General features: G+C 49.3%; 16 protein-coding genes. 5 read left to right on the forward strand and 11 right to left on the reverse strand.

Annotation, left to right across the window (positions count from 1 at the left end):
* Positions 1 to 13: 13 nt before the first annotated feature.
* The 11 genes from F4X88_00735 to F4X88_00785 form a co-directional block, all read right to left on the reverse strand.
* On the reverse strand, positions 14 to 2251 hold the full coding sequence (locus F4X88_00735; GenBank protein MYA54795.1) for a prolyl oligopeptidase family serine peptidase: 2238 nt from the start codon (positions 2249 to 2251) through the stop codon (positions 14 to 16).
* Between the two features lie 145 nt (positions 2252 to 2396).
* Positions 2397 to 3584, reverse strand: coding sequence for a CoA transferase (locus tag F4X88_00740; protein ID MYA54796.1), 1188 nt, complete (start codon positions 3582 to 3584; stop codon positions 2397 to 2399).
* Between the two features lie 20 nt (positions 3585 to 3604).
* Positions 3605 to 4498, reverse strand: coding sequence for a phosphoribosylaminoimidazolesuccinocarboxamide synthase (locus F4X88_00745; protein ID MYA54797.1), 894 nt, complete (start codon positions 4496 to 4498; stop codon positions 3605 to 3607).
* 133 nt (positions 4499 to 4631) lie between these two features.
* A complete protein-coding gene (locus tag F4X88_00750) occupies positions 4632 to 5234 on the reverse strand; it encodes a hypothetical protein (GenBank protein ID MYA54798.1) in 603 nt (200 codons plus the stop codon).
* A 126-nt stretch (positions 5235 to 5360) separates the two neighbouring features.
* The gene (locus F4X88_00755; GenBank protein ID MYA54799.1) at positions 5361 to 8732 is read right to left on the reverse strand and encodes an ABC transporter permease; all 3372 of its coding nucleotides are present in this window, start codon (positions 8730 to 8732) and stop codon (positions 5361 to 5363) included.
* Between the two features lie 53 nt (positions 8733 to 8785).
* Complete coding sequence (locus F4X88_00760; protein MYA54800.1) at positions 8786 to 9433, reverse strand: ABC transporter ATP-binding protein; 648 nt, start codon at positions 9431 to 9433, stop codon at positions 8786 to 8788.
* 149 nt (positions 9434 to 9582) lie between these two features.
* On the reverse strand, positions 9583 to 10008 hold the full coding sequence (locus tag F4X88_00765; GenBank protein MYA54801.1) for an acyl-CoA thioesterase: 426 nt from the start codon (positions 10006 to 10008) through the stop codon (positions 9583 to 9585).
* A gap of 111 nt (positions 10009 to 10119) precedes the next feature.
* Complete coding sequence (locus F4X88_00770; GenBank protein ID MYA54802.1) at positions 10120 to 11526, reverse strand: nuclear transport factor 2 family protein; 1407 nt, start codon at positions 11524 to 11526, stop codon at positions 10120 to 10122.
* A gap of 19 nt (positions 11527 to 11545) precedes the next feature.
* On the reverse strand, positions 11546 to 12874 hold the full coding sequence (locus F4X88_00775; GenBank protein MYA54803.1) for a DUF4398 domain-containing protein: 1329 nt from the start codon (positions 12872 to 12874) through the stop codon (positions 11546 to 11548).
* A 228-nt stretch (positions 12875 to 13102) separates the two neighbouring features.
* Positions 13103 to 13294, reverse strand: coding sequence for a hypothetical protein (locus F4X88_00780; GenBank protein MYA54804.1), 192 nt, complete (start codon positions 13292 to 13294; stop codon positions 13103 to 13105).
* A 174-nt stretch (positions 13295 to 13468) separates the two neighbouring features.
* Complete coding sequence (locus F4X88_00785; GenBank protein ID MYA54805.1) at positions 13469 to 14020, reverse strand: transposase; 552 nt, start codon at positions 14018 to 14020, stop codon at positions 13469 to 13471.
* Positions 14021 to 14708: 688 nt separating this feature from the next.
* Here F4X88_00785 and F4X88_00790 point away from each other — a divergent pair.
* The 5 genes from F4X88_00790 to F4X88_00810 are packed head-to-tail and all read left to right on the forward strand — an operon-like array spanning position 14709 to position 19303.
* Positions 14709 to 15242: a peptidylprolyl isomerase gene (locus F4X88_00790; GenBank protein ID MYA54806.1), complete on the forward strand. Its 534-nt coding sequence runs from the start codon at positions 14709 to 14711 to the stop codon at positions 15240 to 15242.
* Positions 15243 to 15270: 28 nt separating this feature from the next.
* On the forward strand, positions 15271 to 16326 hold the full coding sequence (locus F4X88_00795) for a KamA family radical SAM protein (GenBank protein MYA54807.1): 1056 nt from the start codon (positions 15271 to 15273) through the stop codon (positions 16324 to 16326).
* 24 nt (positions 16327 to 16350) lie between these two features.
* The gene (locus tag F4X88_00800; protein MYA54808.1) at positions 16351 to 16689 is read left to right on the forward strand and encodes a type II toxin-antitoxin system RelE/ParE family toxin; all 339 of its coding nucleotides are present in this window, start codon (positions 16351 to 16353) and stop codon (positions 16687 to 16689) included.
* Positions 16686 to 17090: a transcriptional regulator gene (locus F4X88_00805; protein ID MYA54809.1), complete on the forward strand. Its 405-nt coding sequence runs from the start codon at positions 16686 to 16688 to the stop codon at positions 17088 to 17090. Before F4X88_00800 ends, F4X88_00805 begins: the two co-directional genes overlap by 4 nt.
* A 38-nt stretch (positions 17091 to 17128) precedes the next feature.
* Entirely contained in the window at positions 17129 to 19303 is a 2175-nt protein-coding gene (locus tag F4X88_00810; protein MYA54810.1) for an SAM-dependent DNA methyltransferase, read from the forward strand.
* Positions 19304 to 19679: the final 376 nt, after the last annotated feature.

The raw sequence follows: 19679 nt of genomic DNA on the forward strand, positions 1-19679 counted from the left end.
TACCTTGTATCCACTACTGGGGTTCGGGCCAATTCAGGTGACGATGCAGGAACCGGAACGTCTTATCGGAATTAATCTGATGCCCACCATCAAAGAATTCGATCTCCGTTCTATCAGCGATTCCCAATTGAACGTAAAGCCGACGGACGACAGCGAATTCGTGTGCGACCCATTCATCTGGTGCAACACCGTCATCATGTCCACGTTCCACCATAAATGGGCGCGGCGCAATCAATCCCGCCATCTCACCGTAGTTAAAGGTATTTCCTAAATCGAATTCCGGCATCTCATACTCACCCCCAAACATATAACTGTAGCGAGAATGATAGGTCGCATTTTTGACGATCCATTCGTTGAAATCGGCGGAACAGATGGAACAGGCGTAGCGTTCGAGCAACGCGGGGACCCGCATCGCGGTTTTGCCGCCGTAGGATAATCCGTAAAAACCGATCCGATCCGCATCAACGAAGGGTTGCTCGGCAAGCCACTCGAGCGTTCGCTCATGTTGACGGACGATCAACGAAAAAAGCGACCATTTCACCGGATTCGCTTTGCGTTGGATGACCCGGAAGGCATCTTGACCGATATACGGATTTTGTGGGGCGTAGACGACGAACCCCCTATCTGCTAACTGGGCGGCGTAGGAATGATAAACGGATTCTATTCTCGGATCTGCGGTATCCTGGGGTCGTCCCTCTAAGCCGTGTTGACAGACGACAACGGGACGCTGTTCGCCCGGCTGGAGATCGTTCGGAAGGAGCAAGATACCGTAAGCGAAAACGTCCTGCCAAACATCAAGGACGACTTCGTAGCCTTTCCAGAGCGGTTCATCATAGAGGCACCGCGTCCTTGGATGGGTAGGCACATCGGGGGGTGGACACTTACCGATAACTTCGTCCCAGAAATAGGCTTTGGCATCGGTACACGTCTCCTCCCACCTTGCGAGCGACGAAGTATCCGTTTTCTCCCAGAAGAACTGCTGCCGTCGTGTTGCCGCTTCTCTCAAAAAGCGTTGTGATAGATTTACCAGCTGCATAAACTGACGCTGCTGTCGTGCCTCGTCATCAAAATTGTCAACTGTATCCGAGGAGAGAAGGTAGTGGTTGTCAATATCTACGTTTTCAACACCGAGTCCCGTAAGCAAAGCAGTTAGCGTCTCTTCAGAACCCGGCAATTGATCTATAGGAGAAACGAGGTGCAAGGCATCGTCGCTGTCAAGCTGCTGATAAAAATCGTGAGCCCGTTCAAACTCCGACTCTACTGCATGGATCGGTGGTGACACCAATTGACCGGGCGCGGCACCGCCACGTCCCTCACGCACTTGTGGTGGACCGGCGATTTCAGGTCCTCGGCTTGTTTCGATAACCAATGGACGCGGCGCAATAAGGCTCGCAATTTCAGCATCGCCAAATTCGTGTAGCAATCCCCACACATTCCGATAGATGGGTTCCCGCCAGACCTCCTGCCGAGATTGGAAATATCCACTCACGGCTGTCGCTTGAATCCGTGTATCGACTGCTGCGCTGTGGAGCGCAATCAATCCGCCTTCACCGTAACCCATCACACCGATCGGGGCGTCGGAAAGAGACATCCAGTCCACTAATGACAAGACCTTCTGGACTTCATACCCGATGATATGGCGTCCGAGTTCGAATGCCATCCGATAGATGAATTCGCGGTGCGGTTGATTCGTCATCGCACCGAGGGTTGGGTTTCCTGAATAGGTATCGTCGCGATTGATGAGAAGTGGGACGACGACACGACATCCTGCTTTCGCCAAACGTCTTGCAAACTGGGCATTTGCTGGTAATTCATCCGTTACCCCTGCTATCATTTCAGGTGTCCAATCGGCATCGGGCAGTGCAACAATCTGTGCAGTCATTGGGACGTTATGCTTCGGTTCCAACAAAAGTCCTTCACCCTCTACCTCATCAAAAACCTGCCATCGAACGCGCGAAACAGTGTAATTCTCATCATCTGTAAGTTGTGCTGCGGTTTTGGTCGTGGCACTATAAATGAGTTCTTCAATGGGTAGCCGTGAATCGCGGCAGCCGATCCGTTTTCGGAGCCGTGCCCGGTTGGGTTCAACGGACCCAGTATACGCACTGTGTGAACTATAATCTCGATTCCACAAACCCGCCCGCGCCTCGATAGAATCAGCCGTCGCGCGGGAGACATACCCATCAAGAGCCTCGACCATCTGTGCGGCAAGATCGCCGTCTAACGTTAAAGGTTCCGTTCCATGTAGCATTTTTAATTATTCCTTGCGGTTCGGTCAGGTCGGTTAGGACTTTCTCGTGCCTTTGCGTATATTCGCCTGCGCCGTTGTTGCAGGCTACAGGTTATGGAATCAAAAGCAGAACAGATCTTAATTATTCCTTGCGGTTCAGTTATCCTTAAATAACGCCGTCTCGTCTTAGCTGCTCCACTTCATCTGCAGACATTTTCAACAGGTCCATCAGGACCTTGGTGGTATGTTCTCCGAGACTCGGTGCAGGTGCATCCACGTTCCCGGGTGTTTCCGAAAGTTTAATCGGCACGCCCGGTACCTCCACTTCACCCGTGATGTCATGTGCAATGCGCGTAATCATTTCGCGCGCCTGCACCTGTGGATGACTGACGACTTTGTCCATTGCATTGATGGGACCACACGGTACACCGATGCCACCAAGCGCGTCAATCCAGTCATCCGTCGGACGCTGGGACATAATTTCCGAAAGAATGGGAAACAATTCGTTGTGGTTCTCGGTTCGGTCCGCATTCGTTCGGAACCGTTCATCTGAAATGAGCTCATGACGATCGACGTGTTCACAGAACTTTGCCCAGAGGGTATCGTTTCCGAGTGCAATAATGACGTGTCCATCCGCAGAGGCAAACGCTTCAAAGGGTGTAATTGCTGGGTGTCTCGCACCCAAGGGTTTCGGGGCTTCACCCGTAGCAAAATAACGGACAACAGCGTTTTCTAAGACAGCAACGAGGCTATCTAACATCGCGACATCGACAAACTGTCCACTCCCAGTTCGATTGCGGTGGTGCAATGCGGAGAGGACTCCGATCGTCGTGAAAAGGGCAGCGGTGATGTCGCTAATAGAAGTACCGACACGCACAGGGGGTCCATCGGGTTCACCTGTAATGCTGATGATACCCCCCATGCCTTGGATAATCATGTCATAAGCGCCCTGCTGTGCGTAGGGACCCGTCTGTCCGAAACCGGAGCACGCGGCATAGATAAGCGATGGATGCTCACCCTTCAATGTGTCGTAGTCCAATCCCAATTTTTGCATCGTTCCCGGACGGAAGTTCTCAACGAGGATATCGGTCTGCTTCAATAGCTGCTTGAATATCGCCTGTCCACGCTCGGTTTTAAGGTTGAGTGTCACGCTCTGCTTTCCACGATTTACGCTCATGAAATAGAGGCTGAACCCGTTTTTGAAGGGACCGAAATTTCGGGATTCGTCTCCTGTGCCGGGCTGCTCAATCTTGAGAACCTCTGCCCCGAGATCGCCAAGGAGCATCGTTGCATAGGGACCAGCGAGAACTCGGGTTAAATCCAAAACCTTCATGCCATCAAGGGGACCTGCCATCGATTATCTCTCCTATGTGCTTACAATTCCTCACCGGCGATGAGGCGATACGCCTCGCGGTATTTCTCGCTTGTTTTGGAGATAACAGTCTCGGGCAGTTCAGGTGCGGGCGGTTGTTTGTTCCAACCGATTTCGGAAAGGTAATCTCTCACGAACTGTTTGTCAAAACTCTGCTGCGGTTGACCGGGTTCATAGAGGTCTGCGGGCCAGAACCGAGAAGAGTCCGGCGTGAAGACCTCATCAATGACGATGAGTTTACCGTCGCGTTGCCCGAATTCAAACTTGGTATCACAGAGAATAATCCCAGTATTTTCGGCGTGTTCACTGGCGGCTCTGAAAAGGGCAAAACTCGCTTCAATCAACTGATCTGTCAGTTCGCTACCGACCTCGTTACGCATCTCCTCAATGGAGATCGGTTCGTCATGCTCTCCCTGTTCGGCTTTGGTCGTTGGGGTGAACAGCAGTTCGGGGAGCCGGTCAGATTCTTGGAGTCCGTCGGGTAGTTTCTGACCACAAATTTCTCCCGTCTTCTGATAGGAGGACCAACCGGAACCTGCGAGGTATCCACGCACGACACACTCAACATCAACGCGATCGGCTTTACGGACGAGCATAGAGCGTCCTTCAAGAAGTTCTGCATCGGGTTGTAAAGCGTCGGGATACTCTTCGACATCCGTTGAAATGAGATGGTTGTCGGCGACGGATTCGGTGTACTTGAACCAGAATTTGGACAAGCCGGTTAAGACCTTCCCTTTATCTGGAATGCCGTTCGGCAGAACAACATCAAAGGCGGAAATCCGATCCGTGGAAATGATGAGAAGTTCGTCCCCGAGGTCATAGAGATCTCGGACTTTTCCGCGATGGGCAGGTGTATAATTCGTTAAGTCTGTAGACGTGATAACGTTCTGAGACATATTTTGTTTCTCCTTATATTGGTTGTCGGTCATCGGTTATCAGTTGTCGGTTAAGAGGTTTTCGTTCAACAGCCTCTTTTGTAACCGATAACCGTTTATCGAAAACCTATGTAGCAGGCAGACTGATAACCCTTTATTCTTTGAGTAAATCTTGTAGCACGATGGCTGTCCGATTCGTCGTTTCAATTTGAAGTGCCTGGTTTACTTCCTGTTTTGCAGACGTATCTTCACCGAGATAATAGTAACACGCCGCCTTAAGCACATAGAGTTCGGCTTTGGAACGATAGTCGTGCCGGAAAAGGTATTGGGCATCCCCCTGTAGCGCATTATCAACCGCTCGAATAGCAGATCGGAAATCGCTTGTATCTTTGTGACGCAAAAAGAGCAGATTCGCAAGTCCGACCCATGCGTCTGCATTTGACGGATCGAGTTGCACGGCGTTTTGGAAGGCTTCTTGTGCCAGAGGTGAATTTAATGATAGACTGAGATGACTCCATCCCACGCCGTTATACGCATCTGCCAGATTTTCATCAAAGTTAACTGCGCGCTCAAAGCTGAGCAATGCCTGTGCATAGTTCCGCGATTCATAGGAACGCCATCCCCGCTCCATGTGATTCAACGCGGTTGACGTATTTGGATCGGGATCGCTGGAACAACCGATCAGCATCAGGAAGCAAAAGGCGAGTAGAATTGCGCATATAATATGAGACCTCGTTTTGAACGGAACAGGATGCATCTTACGTTTCCTTTTTTATAGTAAAGTCCATTACTGTAGCGTAGACTGTTCGTCTGCGTGCTAAAGAAGTCCAACTTATTTTTCGACTTTACTATAATTATGCCTTTACGTCTCCGCAAGGTAAAATTAAAAATCGGATTTGAGCGTTGTCAAGAGCGGGCTTCGAAGTGCCACAGTAACCGCAACGGCATTTGCAATTATACCAAAACCGAAGATGAAAAGCAAGGTAATTGTGAGGGAAAACCACGGAAAGGGAGGGAGATGTCCCTGCGAAGCGAAAATCGAGGCGAGTCCAGCGACAATCCCGATAAACATTCCACTAACGAGAAGGAAACTACTTTCAAGGAAAAGCATCCACGAGAGTAACCGCCGTCCGAAACCGAAGGCACGCAGGGTCGCCAATTCGCCACGACGTTCGATGATATTTCTAAACAGCACCAGTGCCAGCCCGAAGGTGCCGAGCAGCACCCCTAAACCACCGAGGCTTTGAAAAGTGGAGATATAGGTATTTTCAACCGCTCGATAACTCGCCAAACGCGCTGCGGCAGACGCAAGATCAAAACCGTAGTCTCCTAACGTTTTCTCTAAGACTTGCGCGGTCTCCTCCCGCAAAGCAGGCGGTGTTTTGATGAGAAAAAATTGGTATCCGCTTTGGCTGGGGAAATACTTCGTGAAATTGGATTCAGAAATAATCAACTGGCTTTGGAAGAGACTGTTCACAACCGTCTCAAGTTCGAGATGGAGGGGTGTGCCAAATTCATCTTGGACGATGAAATCGTCGTCCGGGTCGTGATGCAAGATCCAACGGAGCGACTTTTCATCCCCGATCGCAGGAATTTTGCCGCTTTCAGTGGACATCAGATACAAACCGACCCAAGGGTCTTTGCCTATCATCGCATCAGAAGCTCCCAGAATTTGCGGTTTCTGGGGCTGGTAGAGATTCAGGCAACTGACATCTTCACCCGGCAGGACACGAAACGGAATCACCTCCGATGCACTTAGTAACCCAGAGGCTTTATCGGAAAAACCGAGTTCAAACCTACCGTCCGGGGTATTTAGGTTATGGTGTAAAGGAAGGGCGGACTCAGCGACAAAGGCGTATTCTGTCTCTGGTGGGGCATCGTGCCGATTCGCACCCACGGCGACGATGATACAGCAGGCGATACTGATGGTGGTAACACAGGTCTTGCTCCGTCCGGGTTGTCGAGCTGCGTTTCTTATAGCAAATCGGGTCCTGTTCAACTGTTTCGGTATATTCTGAGATTTCAACCATTTATCGAATGCTTCTGCCCCAATACCGATAATGAGCAGTGCGACAAACAGTAGGCTCACCACAGGCTGCTCTATCCATATACCTACGCCGAGTCCAATCACAGCCGCCAACCAGCGAAGGTATCTCATTTTCTTTGCTCTATATTCGTGTGTTAGCGTCGTATCAACAAAATCGGTTTTACCTGCGAGGAGCGAAACGGTAGAAGCCCTTCCGAATTTATGAACAGTCAAGCGGATGGAGAGCATCACAACAGATAGTGAGATAACCGCGCCAATGAGCAGGCTCCATATACTGACGTGAAGTTCCATAAACGGGGTTCCGATGGCAGGTAGCCACCACGTTTGCAACCCATATATCATCAATTGTGCATACCCAATCGCGAGCAGACACCCGCATAGACTCCCGATACCGGCGATAATGACACCTTCATAAAGGAACTGACGGCGAATCTGAGTGAGCGGATAACCGATGGCTTGTAAAATACCAATTTCACGCGATCTTTGCTCTACACCGATACGGAAAAGCATCCCCACCAACAAGGCGACAGCAATTATGATAAAGGCACTCAGACTGCTAAAGAGCATTCCGAAATCTGTTGCGCCGGTGGCGGCTTGCAGTCCATCAGCTTGAAGCGCCAAGAATCGGAATCCCATCCCTTCGGGTTGAATCTTTTTGAGGAATTCGGTTTCAAAAAGCGTGCGTGTTGCTTGAAGACTTGCGTTTGGCGCGATACCGAACCGAATCGCGGTGAGATCGCCGAATCGGTTTTTCCAAAGTTGCTGACCGGTTTCGAGCGGAATAAACGCTTTCGGTGTTGCGCCGTATTCATCCCAATACACTTCGTCTTTACTGCGAATCAAGGAATAATCGAGCGGGAATGGGGATTCCCACTCGGACATATCAGCGGTATCATGGATACCGGGAAAAGTTGGGATGAGGTCTCTATCGGCGGTGATACCTTCAATTGGCAAAATTCCATGCAACAGGAAAGACGCCGTTTCTGTGATGTATTCTTCTCCTGCTCCAACGCGATAGTATGTTATGCTGATTTGGTCTCCGATTTCTACGCCAAGGTCGGTCGCCGCCCATGTATTGAGGATTATTTTAAACTTTCCTTGCGGAGAAACAACGGCGTTTGGGAGTGGAGAGTTTCCCGTGTTCGAGTCGCCCTCCATTTCATTACGGGCTTGGTTTTCGTCTTCGGTAGCATTTTTGTTAAGAAGTTCAAAAAACTCCGCATCATCAACGGGAAGTGCGACAATTGTCGAATATGGAACCGTATTCGCCTTAGCAGAGATTGTATTCGCGAGATAGGTGAGTGTCGGGAGCGTTGGAATGCCGTTTTCAGCAGCGATGGTGAGTGCGAGGTCAGAAAAGATCGGTTTCAGGAGATACTGCTGACTTTGGAGATCAAAGTGAGTGCCGCGTTCTTGAATCTCCAAGTCGAGTGCGTCCATGTGCACTGCGAGATCGTCAGACGAAATCGGAATTGCCTCCGCTGTAAACAGGGCGTTTATCCGATCCTCTTGTCCAAGCACCCTTTGTAAAACCGGGAGCGCGATGAAAGCATTCAACGGCAGACTTTGATGGGCGCGAAGGCTAAATCTGCCAGCGTTCTCAGTAGGCACAATCTCACTGACAATCAAGCGTAGACTTTGGATAGCCTCGGAGGTATCGCGTTCGCCGAGGAGGAATTCTGGATGGATGTCAGCGGCTTGCGGGACATTTACGAGGAGTGTATCCCCTACGTTGACGTTCAGCTCGCGCTGGAGTGCCTCGTTGATGACAATGGGATTGAAGGTTTGTGCCGCGGTTTTGTTCAGGCGTGGGGGAGCACTGCCTTCCCAAAAGGTGAAGAAACTTTCATGAACACCGAGGATGTTCACCTTCGAGGCTCGCGTCTGCGTTTGCGGCGCGACGACTGTCCCGTTCAGCAGGATTGCTGAGACTGTGTTCTGTCGGTTTAGGACATCTGGTGGAAAAAAACGGTCAGCAAGCAGGGCATGTTGGATTGTGCCGAGTCGTTCCTTTGTTAAGCCACGCAGACTTCCTTTGACGGAATCCCCGACGATCAATGCCCCTGCAAGGACACCGGTTGCCACAGCCGTGCAGAGTGCGACGATGAAATGTATCCGCCAAAAATATTTGAAAGACCCTAAAGAGAATCTATGCATAGCCTTTATAGTAAAGTTTAGAATTAATTGGACACCCACCTTGCAGTCCATTCATCCGCTTCTTCCATTCATCCATTCCCGCTTAACTGAAAACTGATAACCTCTTAAACCATTCTTCCATTTGAAAGCTGCAGGTGTTGTTGAAAACGTGGGACGAGTGCGAGGTTGTGCGTGACGACGATGAGTATATTCTGCTCCACGCCGTGTAGTTCAAAAAGCAGATCAGCGATAGTCTCTGAAGTAGCAGTATCCAAATTTCCGGTCGGCTCATCACAGAGAAGAATATCCGGTTGATTCATGAGTGCGCGAGCGATCGCAACCCGTTGCCGTTCTCCGCCCGAAAGCTCAGGGGGTCGATGCGTTGTCCGATGCGAAAGCTCAACTCGTTCGAGGAGTTCGTATGCCCGTTCGGTGGCATCAGATCCGTGATCGGAGACGAGTGTCGGTATAAGGACATTTTCAAGCACGGAATATTGTGGAAGCAGATGATGCTCTTGAAATACGAATCCGATGACAACATTTCGATATCGCGCCAGTTCAGGCTCAGAGAGGTTAAATGGATCGGTGTTGTTAATCTCGACCTGTCCGATAGAAGGTTTTTCTAAGGTGCCGATGATGTGAAGAAGCGTGCTTTTGCCGGAGCCAGAAGGTCCCGTAATGGCAACGGACGTGCCACTCGTGAAACTAAAGGAAATATCGCGTAGGACCTCGAGTGTCGCATAAGCTTTGGATATATTGGAGACTTTCAGCATTTTATTTATGCTCCCTTAGGTTACGCTGCATAAAGCAGACGCACATTGTTTCTCCGCAAGGAACAATTATAGTAAAGTTTAGAATTAATAGGACATCCTGTGCCGGTTCGGTTAGGAAACCGAACCTACCGGGGGCGGAAAGTGTCCATTTATTTTTCGGATCCACTATAAAAAATTTGATCAGCGATGAAATCTGGGATAGGAATCGCGCGGAGTTTCTCACCGGGGTTCGTTATACAACAGACTGCCGTTATCTGCCCACGCGCGATGTCTTTTCCTTGATGTGTAAAATGGAATTGGTAGGTGAGGGATTTCGTCCCCTTTTTGATGACGCTGAGGCGAATGTCCACCTCATCCTCAAATCGGAGCGGACTTAAGTATTCACACGAAGCCGCAAGTCGGGGCCATCCGATCTTATCTCCGTTCCATTCGGTGGCAACACTTGTCCCTAAACTCCGGAGAAATTCGTGTTCCGCCGTCTCCATAAAGACAAAAAATCGTGTAAAATGGACGATCCCCGCCATATCGGTATCAGCAAATTCAACTTTGCGTTTGGTTTGGTACTCGGTGGGCATGGTTATCAGTTATCAGTTATCGGTTATCAGTAGGCCGTCTGGGCGGTTGCCAACGAACACAACCGCCACAAAGGACTCTTCACCGAAAACCGAAGACCGATAACCCTTCCGTTACATTTTCGGGAAATCCGGTACGTCCTCGTATCGACTCCACGTCTCGGCGTAAATGCGCCAGTGTCCGTCGGTTGGATCTACCATGAGATTAAGTTTTTTAGTGCCGTAATCGGAGTACGCGGGTCGGCTCCCACTCGCCGGCGTGCCAGTGAATTTTTGTAGAAACTTCACATCTGCCACTGCCCGATCTCCATTAACCTGTAAATTCGAGATAGAGACCTGAATATCAGCATATATCGTGTTGAGTCTCTGCATCTTGGAGCGGAGTTGTCCCTTTGTAAGATACACCGAAGATTCTCTTCCGTCCTTGACACTGACGCGCGTAATTTGTGCCTGATCCGAATAGATAGCCATGTAGGTATTCAGGTCTTTTTCTTCCCATGCTGCCTGCCATTTTCCTAACACTTGCCTCACTTTGAGGTGCGTATCCAATGGTGCTTTTCCATCAAAAGTGCCCCCGGATTCCTTTCCAGAGACAGTATCCACCGCAGGCACCTCTGGTGCGAGCGCGATGGCATCAGACACCACATTGATTTGATCGTTCAGGATTTTCCATTTTCGTCTGAAAAACCCCTTTTTCTCAATTGTGAGTGTGCGGGTATGGGTCTCAATGATATCGCTACCATTCTGCAAAGTTATCTGGATGTTATCAACGATGTGCCGGTTTTTGAAGCGCGGAACAGCAGTATAGGTGGCTCTACTGAGACCGACGATATGGGTTTGGGACATCAGGTCCTTGGCACGCGCGAAACTGGAGGAGCGTTTCTTCCGAGAGGATTTGTCCCATAAGTCGGTATACGCCTTTAAATCCTGAACCTCTAATGCAGTTTTCCAAGCTATCACGAGCGGAACGACAGGACTATTGGACTGTTCGGTAATCTCGGGTTTTTGCGCAGGCTCAGGGGTTGAGACTGTAGGCGCGAATTCACTACCGACGACCTCCTCTTGGACGATTTTCCACCGCTGTTGAACAATACCTTTTTTTTCAATAACAAGATTCCGCAACTGTTGTTGCGCTTCGCCTGGATAATAAGCCGTGAGAGGAATCCCTTCAATCCGGAAGCGGTTCGTATAGCGAGGGACCCGATAGGGTTGACTCGCCCTGCCGAGGTCAACTTCAAAATTGACGTTATCCCTCAGGAGCCGCACGGTTCTCTGATACCCCGTATTGGGACGTTGACGTGCACTTTTCACCCAGAGTGCTTCATACCTTTGCGGGTCGCCAGATTCGAGTGCACTTTTCCATTTCACTAAAAAGGCTGTGGGGGTCTCACTGGAACTCATGACGATCACAAGGAATAGAACAAAAGCGATGACGATCGCTGCAATCGCACCGCCCCACATTAGGTTCCGGGATATAGCGAATTTCTTTTGGGTGTTTTGCCGATTTTGCGCGTTATTCACAATTTAACCTCCGGAAAAATTAGAAATTTGGTACGTTTTCATAGACTTGCCAGATTTCGTGATGAATTCTCCAGTCGTTCCCCACTTGATGCATCCAGATTTCGCGGATCCAGATATTGTAGAGTTCCGTCGCGTTCTCGTCCGCTGCGGGCATCGCCAACCGGGTCAGTCGCTGGATACCGATAACGCTTTCTCCCTCGACTTCGGTATCAACTTTCGCTTTGTTCCATGTGTGGGTGCGCATCTGATGAAGATCTGCTTCGAGCTGCTGGAGATCGATTTTACTTCGATGTTCTTTACTCTCGTGAATCACGACTTTATCGGCAATAATATTAGGTTCATAATAAGCGAGATGTCGATTGAGGTCGTTCGCATGCCATGCGCGTTCCCAATTACCAAGAGCCATCTTACCGGCTGCAATCTGTTCTGCGGAGAGGGAAACACGCCCTGTCTTGGCAGGATGGAGCGGAGGTTGACTGTCAACATACGCGCGCGCCTCTTGTGCTTTCTGTTCGAGATATTCCGCGTGCTTTTCACCCGCATTTTGCTGGTTGGCTTCTGCGAGTTTCTCGGTATAGATTTCCGCCTGTTCGCGGAGTTGTCTCTTAAGGGAATCTATCTCAGCGATAACTGCCCGTTTCTGATATCCTTCCTCTTGTACCCGCCTGTCAGCAACTTCAAGTTTCCGACGGAGTTCAGCGACCTCTCTACCATAGTTACGGATATTCGTTTCCGCCCTTCGAGCACGCCCCTTAATCTCCTCTAAAGTGTCAGAGAGTTGTGCGACTTGTTCACCATAGGCTGCCCGTGTATCGCCTAACTCACGATTCTCTTTCTGGAGGTCACGAACGGTCTGTTTCAATTGCGTGTGCTCGCTCTGAATGTCTTGCATCTCGGTGTGAAGTCCTGCGAGTTTTTCTTCTTTACTGTCAACAGTCGCGCGGAGTGATTCTGCTTCCGTCTCTTTCTGGAGTATAGATGCATTCAATTCCGAGTTTTTAGTGACATTCATGGAATTCGTTCGAGCAAGAGCGGCATCAGCTATCGCTTGATACGCGAGGCGGAGGGCATCGTTGCCCTTTTTCTCGTCGCGTGCCGTTTTTGCAGCCGCGAGGTTAGTTTCTGCAGCCGCAAACAAATCCGACGCGAGGGTCGGTGCATCAACGTCTACTGCGGCTGCAAGAGCCGTCTCTGCGTCGGCGATCGCCGTATCCACTGTTGATGGTTCTATGTTTCCGAGTTTTCCGCCACATCCGACTAAACCGAACGAAACGAGAAGCATCCCAATGAACAAAATCCCACTGGGTGTTACATTCCGTCTCTGTGCTAAAGCGATGAACCGTTTCATTTTCTAACTCCTTTTAATTATTTTTGTTACGTGGCTGGTTCAATTACCGTTTTTCTTTTCCTTATAGTAAAACCCATAATTAATGGGACATTTGACAGCGGGCGAGGGGACCTCGCCCCTACGAGGTGAGGCAGGCATGTCGGAGCGTTAAAATGTCTTTTTAATTCTAAACTTTACTATAAATCGTATGACGACGAACTTCCCTTAAGACTCAAACCTGAAACACGCCTACCCAAACACAGACAAAGATAGCACTTCAGGCTGGACAGATGTAGATTTCATGTGGGCGAGTGCGTTCTTGATTGTAGATGCCCGTGCTTTCCCAACGCCATCAACTGCTTGGAGTTCAGCAATGGAGGCTGTGTTTACCCGATCCAATGCCTTAAATTCATGAACGATATTTTCAGTGATAGCACCCACACGCTAAAGCGTGGGGAAACCTCGGTTTCATAGACAGTGCGGTTTCCTTGAAAAAGTCCACCGTCTTATTCCGTCTCCACCCGCGGGCGTTTCCCTGTCGTCTCCTACACTACAGGCATATCGTCAAGTGACGGCTATCCCTGCCCGCAAAATGTTTATCGCAGCGTTTACGTCTCAGTCGTGGTGTGAGGCACATTCAGGACACGTCCACTGCCTATCAGAGAGCGTTAGAGTTTCGTTGTGAAACCCACAATCGCTACACGGTTTTGTGGTAGCCGTCCACTGACCGATTTGAACGAGTTGACGCTTATGTTTTTGACACTTATACTTCAATATCTCAACGAACTGGTAGAATGCAAGATCGGAGACCTTACGTCCCCACAGGCGTTTCATTCCGTCAAGGTTCAAGGTTTCAATCGCAATTGTATCATACTTCTTACAAAGGTCGCTTGCGAGGGGTCTCCACTGAAAGTCTTTGCGTTGGTTCGTGATTTTCCGATACAGGCGTGCGAGTTGTCTCACACACCGCCGCCAACCGTTAGAACCTTTAATCTTGCGAGAAAGACTTTTGTTGAGAGACCGAAGTTCGTTCAAGTCTTTGTAGCGTTGATCCTGCCATCTATGGAAATAGTCATGCACCTGCCACATATCGTCAAGCAGATTGCCGATACGGATACAATTAGATTGGTCGGAAAACTTATACTTACGGCTTGTGCTAATTAACATGTCGTTTCTTCTGTTTTCACAGGTGTTTAGTTTTATGAAATATAGGACTTACGCATACTGCTCTTTTGTAGCATAAACTTTTAGTGTGGGTTTCCACCTGAACACTGTGTTTTCCGAAAAATCTCATCTCACAGAACAGACGACAGTCAAAAGTGCGTAAGTCCTGAAATAAACATATCGTCCCTACGGGACTGAAAGGGGGTGTATGCCGTTTTTCTATAAACATATCGTCCCTACGGGACTCAAGAGGGGCAGAACTCGTGAGAAACACATAAAAAAATGGCACTTCTGTGAAGTTGTGTTTTACAAACAGTTATTTAGCACAAGTCGTATAATTCACCATAATAGAATACCATGTTCTGACGGGCAGTGTCAAGGTGAACACCTGTAAAATTCAGGGGCATTCAATTGTTAAATTGTCTGAATCGCGGATTACACGGATTACGCGGATTTTTAAGTCGTTGCGCTCCAGAATCCTTATGAAATTTGGGGAATTTCGCGGAGAATTGAATGGCTCTGCTTTAAAATTCTGCTTGACTTCACGCGCGAATCCGTGTATAATGTATACCAACTTTCGACGAGTGCGTGGTTTCTGCTCAACCTATCTATCAGGCAGACGCCCGTCGGAAATCTTTGATAAAACTCTAAAAGGAATTCGTGAAAACACTGAAATTTTCACACTCAAATTATGCGATTTAGTCTATTAGGCGCGTTTTTCGCGGCAGTTATTTCATGCAATAATAATCAACTGCCTTATGTAACGATTGAAACCGAAAAAGGAAACATCATTATTGAACTTTACCCAGAAGCGGCTCCGACCACAGTAGAGAATTTTGCGAGATTGATCGAAGCAGGATACTACAATGGTGTGATCTTCCATCGATACGTCCCGGGTTTTGTTATCCAAGGCGGGGATCCAGAGGGCACAGGTAGAGGTGGACCTGGATGGACAATCCGGGGTGAGTTCCAAGATCCAGAACTTCGCGACAAGATGCCGACTCATGAAAAGGGTGTTGTTGCGATGGCACGGACACAGAACCCTGACTCAGCGGGAAGCCAATTTTATATCTGCATCAACTCAGATCCAACACCTTATACACATCTAAACGGCAGCTACACCACGTTTGGGAAAGTTATTGAAGGCATAGATGTGGTAGACGCTCTCCGTGAACGGGATGTCATGAACAGCGTGACGATCGAAAACTACACAGTCGCACCGTAGCATGCATTCGGAAAGGACGGAATACTATATGGAAGAATGGAAACGACTCGTCAGAGACACTGTCAACACTCCAGAAAAACTCGCGGCTGCATTTGACGTTGACTTAGAGGAGATGCAGCGGATTCACAAAGAGTTCCCGATCCGTATCAATCCTTATTACCTGAGTCTCATAGAAGAACCGGGTGATCCGATTTGGAAACAGGTCGTTCCTGACCCAAGAGAATTGATAAGTACCGGGGTAGAGGACCCACTGCACGAAGAAGACGATAGCGAAGTGCCAAACGTAACACATCGATACCCCGATCGGGCACTTTTCTATGTCAATTACATGTGTCCTATCTATTGCCGTTTCTGCACTCGGAAACGGAAAGTCGGGGACCCACACTCCATTTCCGAAGATAACGTTGAGAAGGGTCTTGCTTATATTCAGGCGCATCCAGAGATCCGTGATGTCATCATCTCTGGTGGCGACCCGCTCATGTTGACGGACAAAAAGATTGACATGATCGTCGGGGGACTCCGAGCGATTAAACATCTGGAAATCATTCGGATCGGTTCGCGTGTCCCCGTAACGCTGCCGCAACGTATCACACCGGAGTTGTGTGCGATCTTGAAACGGCATCACCCGTTCTATATTAACACCCATTTCAACCATCCTCGCGAGATTACACCGGAAACCGAGAAGGCATGCGGCATGTTAGCCGATGCGGGTATACCGCTCGGGAACCAGACGGTGCTCCTGAAAGGTGTGAACGACGATCCGGATGTGATGGTGGAACTGATGAAAGGATTGTTGCGTATCCGAGTTAAGCCCTACTATATCTATCAAGCGGATCTTGTCGTCGGGACTGACCATTTCCGGACAGCCGTGCAGGCAGGCTTAGACATCGTTGCGGCGTTGCGTGGGCATATCTCTGGGTTGGGTGTGCCGCATTACGTTGTGGATGCCCCCGGTGGCGGCGGGAAAATTGCGTTGATTCCGAACCCAGTTGTTGCCTTTGACGACGACGAAATCCAACTCCGCAACTATGAAGGCGGTGTCTATAGCTACCCAAGCACCCCGTTCTTTGACGAGGATTGGTAGATTGCAATAGGTCAGAACTTAGAAATGCGTGACGCTCATCCGCGAAGAGTACAATATTATCGGGATCAAAACGGAAGAGCCTCTTTCACCGAATGGCTTGAATCAATTCACGATTCCAGCACACAAAGTAGAATTGAAAGACGACTTGACCGACTCACGCGCGGTAATTTTGGCGAGCACAAATCTGTTGGGAACGGTGTGTTTGAACTGATCTTAGACTTCGGTCCAGGCTATCGTATCTATTTTGGTGAAGTCAATAACACAACTGTCCTTTTGCTTTATGTCGGTGATAAGTCATCGCAAGCCCGGGACATTGAGCGTGCGAAAAGATATTGGCAAGAATATAAGGAGACACATCTATGAGAGAAATGGGAGATTGGCACGAGTATCTAATAGAACGTCTTACCAATCCAGAAAAGGCGAGATCCTATCTTAACGTGTCTTTGGAGGAGTATCAAGTTGACGGTGACTTACCGTTCTTTTTAATCGGATTACGGAACGTTGTGGAAGCCCAGGGCGGGGTTCCTACACTTGCCAAGCGAATGGGAATTATCCCAGAAGAGTTATCGGAGATTCTCTCGGGTGAGGTTGCGCCTCGGTTTGATATGTTTACAAGTATCCTCACCACACTCGGGTATCAGCTGTCAATTGTACCGCTGGCACAAATGGATTCAACAGATGAAGCACTCACGGAAATTGGGGATGCCCTTTTCGTTGAACATGACAAAATGGAGGCGGTAGATGTCGAAGCAAAATCGAGGTGAAGTCTGGCTTGCTGATCTGTGAGAGAAAGGATTCAGATATGGCGATAAAGAAATCACAACTCTACGCCTCGCTCTGGCAAAGTTGCGACGAACTCCGCGGCGGGATGGATGCCTCCCAATACAAAGACTACATCCTGACACTCCTCTTCATGAAATACGTCTCCGACAAAGCCGACAGCGACCCTGACTCACTCATCTTCGTCCCTGAAGGTGGCGGATTCGCCGATATGGTTGATCTCAAAGGCGACAAAGAGATCGGAGATAAAATTAACAAAATCATCGGAAGACTCGCCGAGGAGAACGACCTCAAAGGCATCATCGATCAGGCGGATTTCAACGACGACAGTAAACTCGGTAGAGGCAAAGAGATGCAGGATCGGCTCTCAAAACTCGTCGCCATCTTCGAGAGCCTCGATTTCCGAGCGAACCGAGTAGAAGGCGACGACCTCTTAGGCGATGCGTATGAATATCTCATGCAGCACTTTGCTACCGAATCCGGTAAGAGCAAAGGACAGTTCTATCCACCGGCTGAGGTCTCCCGCATCATGGCACAGGTGATCGGTATCGGTCCCGACACCCAGCAGGATGAAACGATTTATGATCCGGCTTGTGGCTCGGGTTCGCTACTGCTGCGGGCTGCCGATGCCGCACCCCGTGGGTTGAGTATTTATGGACAGGAAAAGGACAACGCGACCTACGCACTGGCGTGTATGAACATGATTCTCCATGACAACGCCACGGCTGATTTACGGCACGGGAACACACTCGCCGCCCCCGATTTCACAGATAGTGATAGGCTCAGAACCTTCGATTTCGCTGTTGCCAATCCACCTTTCTCGGACAAAGCGTGGACCAACGGACTCACCCCTGAAAATGACGTTTACAACCGTTTTGAATACGGGGTTCCGCCCGCGAAAAATGGCGATTACGCCTTCCTGCTTCACTTCATTATGTCCCTCAAAAGCAGAGGCAAAGGCGCGATTATATTGCCCCATGGCGTGCTATTCCGCGGTAACAGAGAGGCAGACATTCGCAAAGAGATTATCCGACGCCGTTATATCAAGGGCATCATCGGTCTACCCGCGAACCTGTTCTACGGCACTGGAATCCCCGCCTGCATCCTCGTGATTGACAAAGAGAGTGCTTACGTCCGGAGCGGGATCTTCATGATTGATGCCAGCAAAGGCTTCCTCAAGGATGGCAACAAAAACCGACTCCGTGCCCAGGACATTCATAAAATCGTCTCTGTGTTCAATGCACAAGAGGAATTACCGCGTTACTCGCGCATAGTCCCATTCTCTGAAATTGCTGACCCTGCCAACGACTATAACCTCAACATCCCGCGCTACATCGATGCCAGTGAACCCGAAGACCTCCACGATCTCGGTGCACACCTCAACGGCGGTATTCCCGATACCGATATCGATGCTCTGGATAACTACTGGACAGTCTTTCCGACACTCCGCAACGCTCTGTTCAGGTCCAACGGTAGACCGGGATACAGCGATCCGATCGTAGAAACACAACAGATAAAAACGACTATCCTCACGCATCCCGAATTCAACGCTTACCAAGAGCAGGTCAATGCTATCTTTCAGGTGTGGCGTGAGACACATGAACGGCTCCTGATGAATATTGAAATTGACGCGTCTCCGAGAGAAATCGTTCAAACGCTATCGGAAGACCTATTGGATCGGTTCACAGAGCTGCCGCTGCTCGACCCTTATGATGTGTATCAGGAACTGATGGACTATTGGGACGAGGTGATGCAGGACGATGTTTATCTCATCGCTGCGGACGGATGGATCGAAGCCGCAAAACCGCGCGAGGTCATTCAGGATAGACAGATGAAGGAGACACCCGACCTTGTCATCAAAAAGAACAGATACAAGATGGACCTGATTCCACCCGCATTGATCGTTGCGCGTTATTTCGCCGATCAACAAGACGCTATTGAGATGCTGGAGGCAAAGCAAGCCGCTGCTGTGAGTACGTTAGAGGAATACATCGAGGAACACACCGGCAAGGACGGATTGCTTGTTGATGCCCTCAACGACAAGGGGAGTGTCACGAAAAGCAGTGTGAACGAAAGACTTAAGGCACTATCACTCGATTTGATGATGCACGAGGCACAGGTATCGGACACCAATGTTGAACGGGATGCTCTTCAGGCAGAACCACTTAACATAAATATAGATAGGAGGGGGGGGTAGACGACACCGACGCAGAACGCGATGCCCTTCAACACTGCCTATCTTTACGGGAATTGACGGATTGAAGGTTTCCCATGCCTTTAGGCTTGGGATGAAAATCCGCCCTTGTGAATTAGACCCAAACGTTCCTTAAAAACATTTGACTTTGGTCTAAAATTGTGGTATAATTAATACCATCACACTGGCAGACATGCAAAGCATTGTCGCTTGACAATGTGTCTGCCGTCCTACTTTGCAGGGGATAAAGGTGTGATGTGTGATAGACCATGAAAACCTACAAATATCGGTTTTATGATCAATCGAATTGTATCCGTCTTGGCAATCTGCTTGACGATATGTGGCAGGTGCATGAATACTTCCATAAGTGGCAACGTCA

The organism is Candidatus Poribacteria bacterium (assembly GCA_009839745.1).
In the GTDB taxonomy this organism is placed as follows: domain Bacteria; phylum Poribacteria; class WGA-4E; order WGA-4E; family WGA-3G; genus WGA-3G.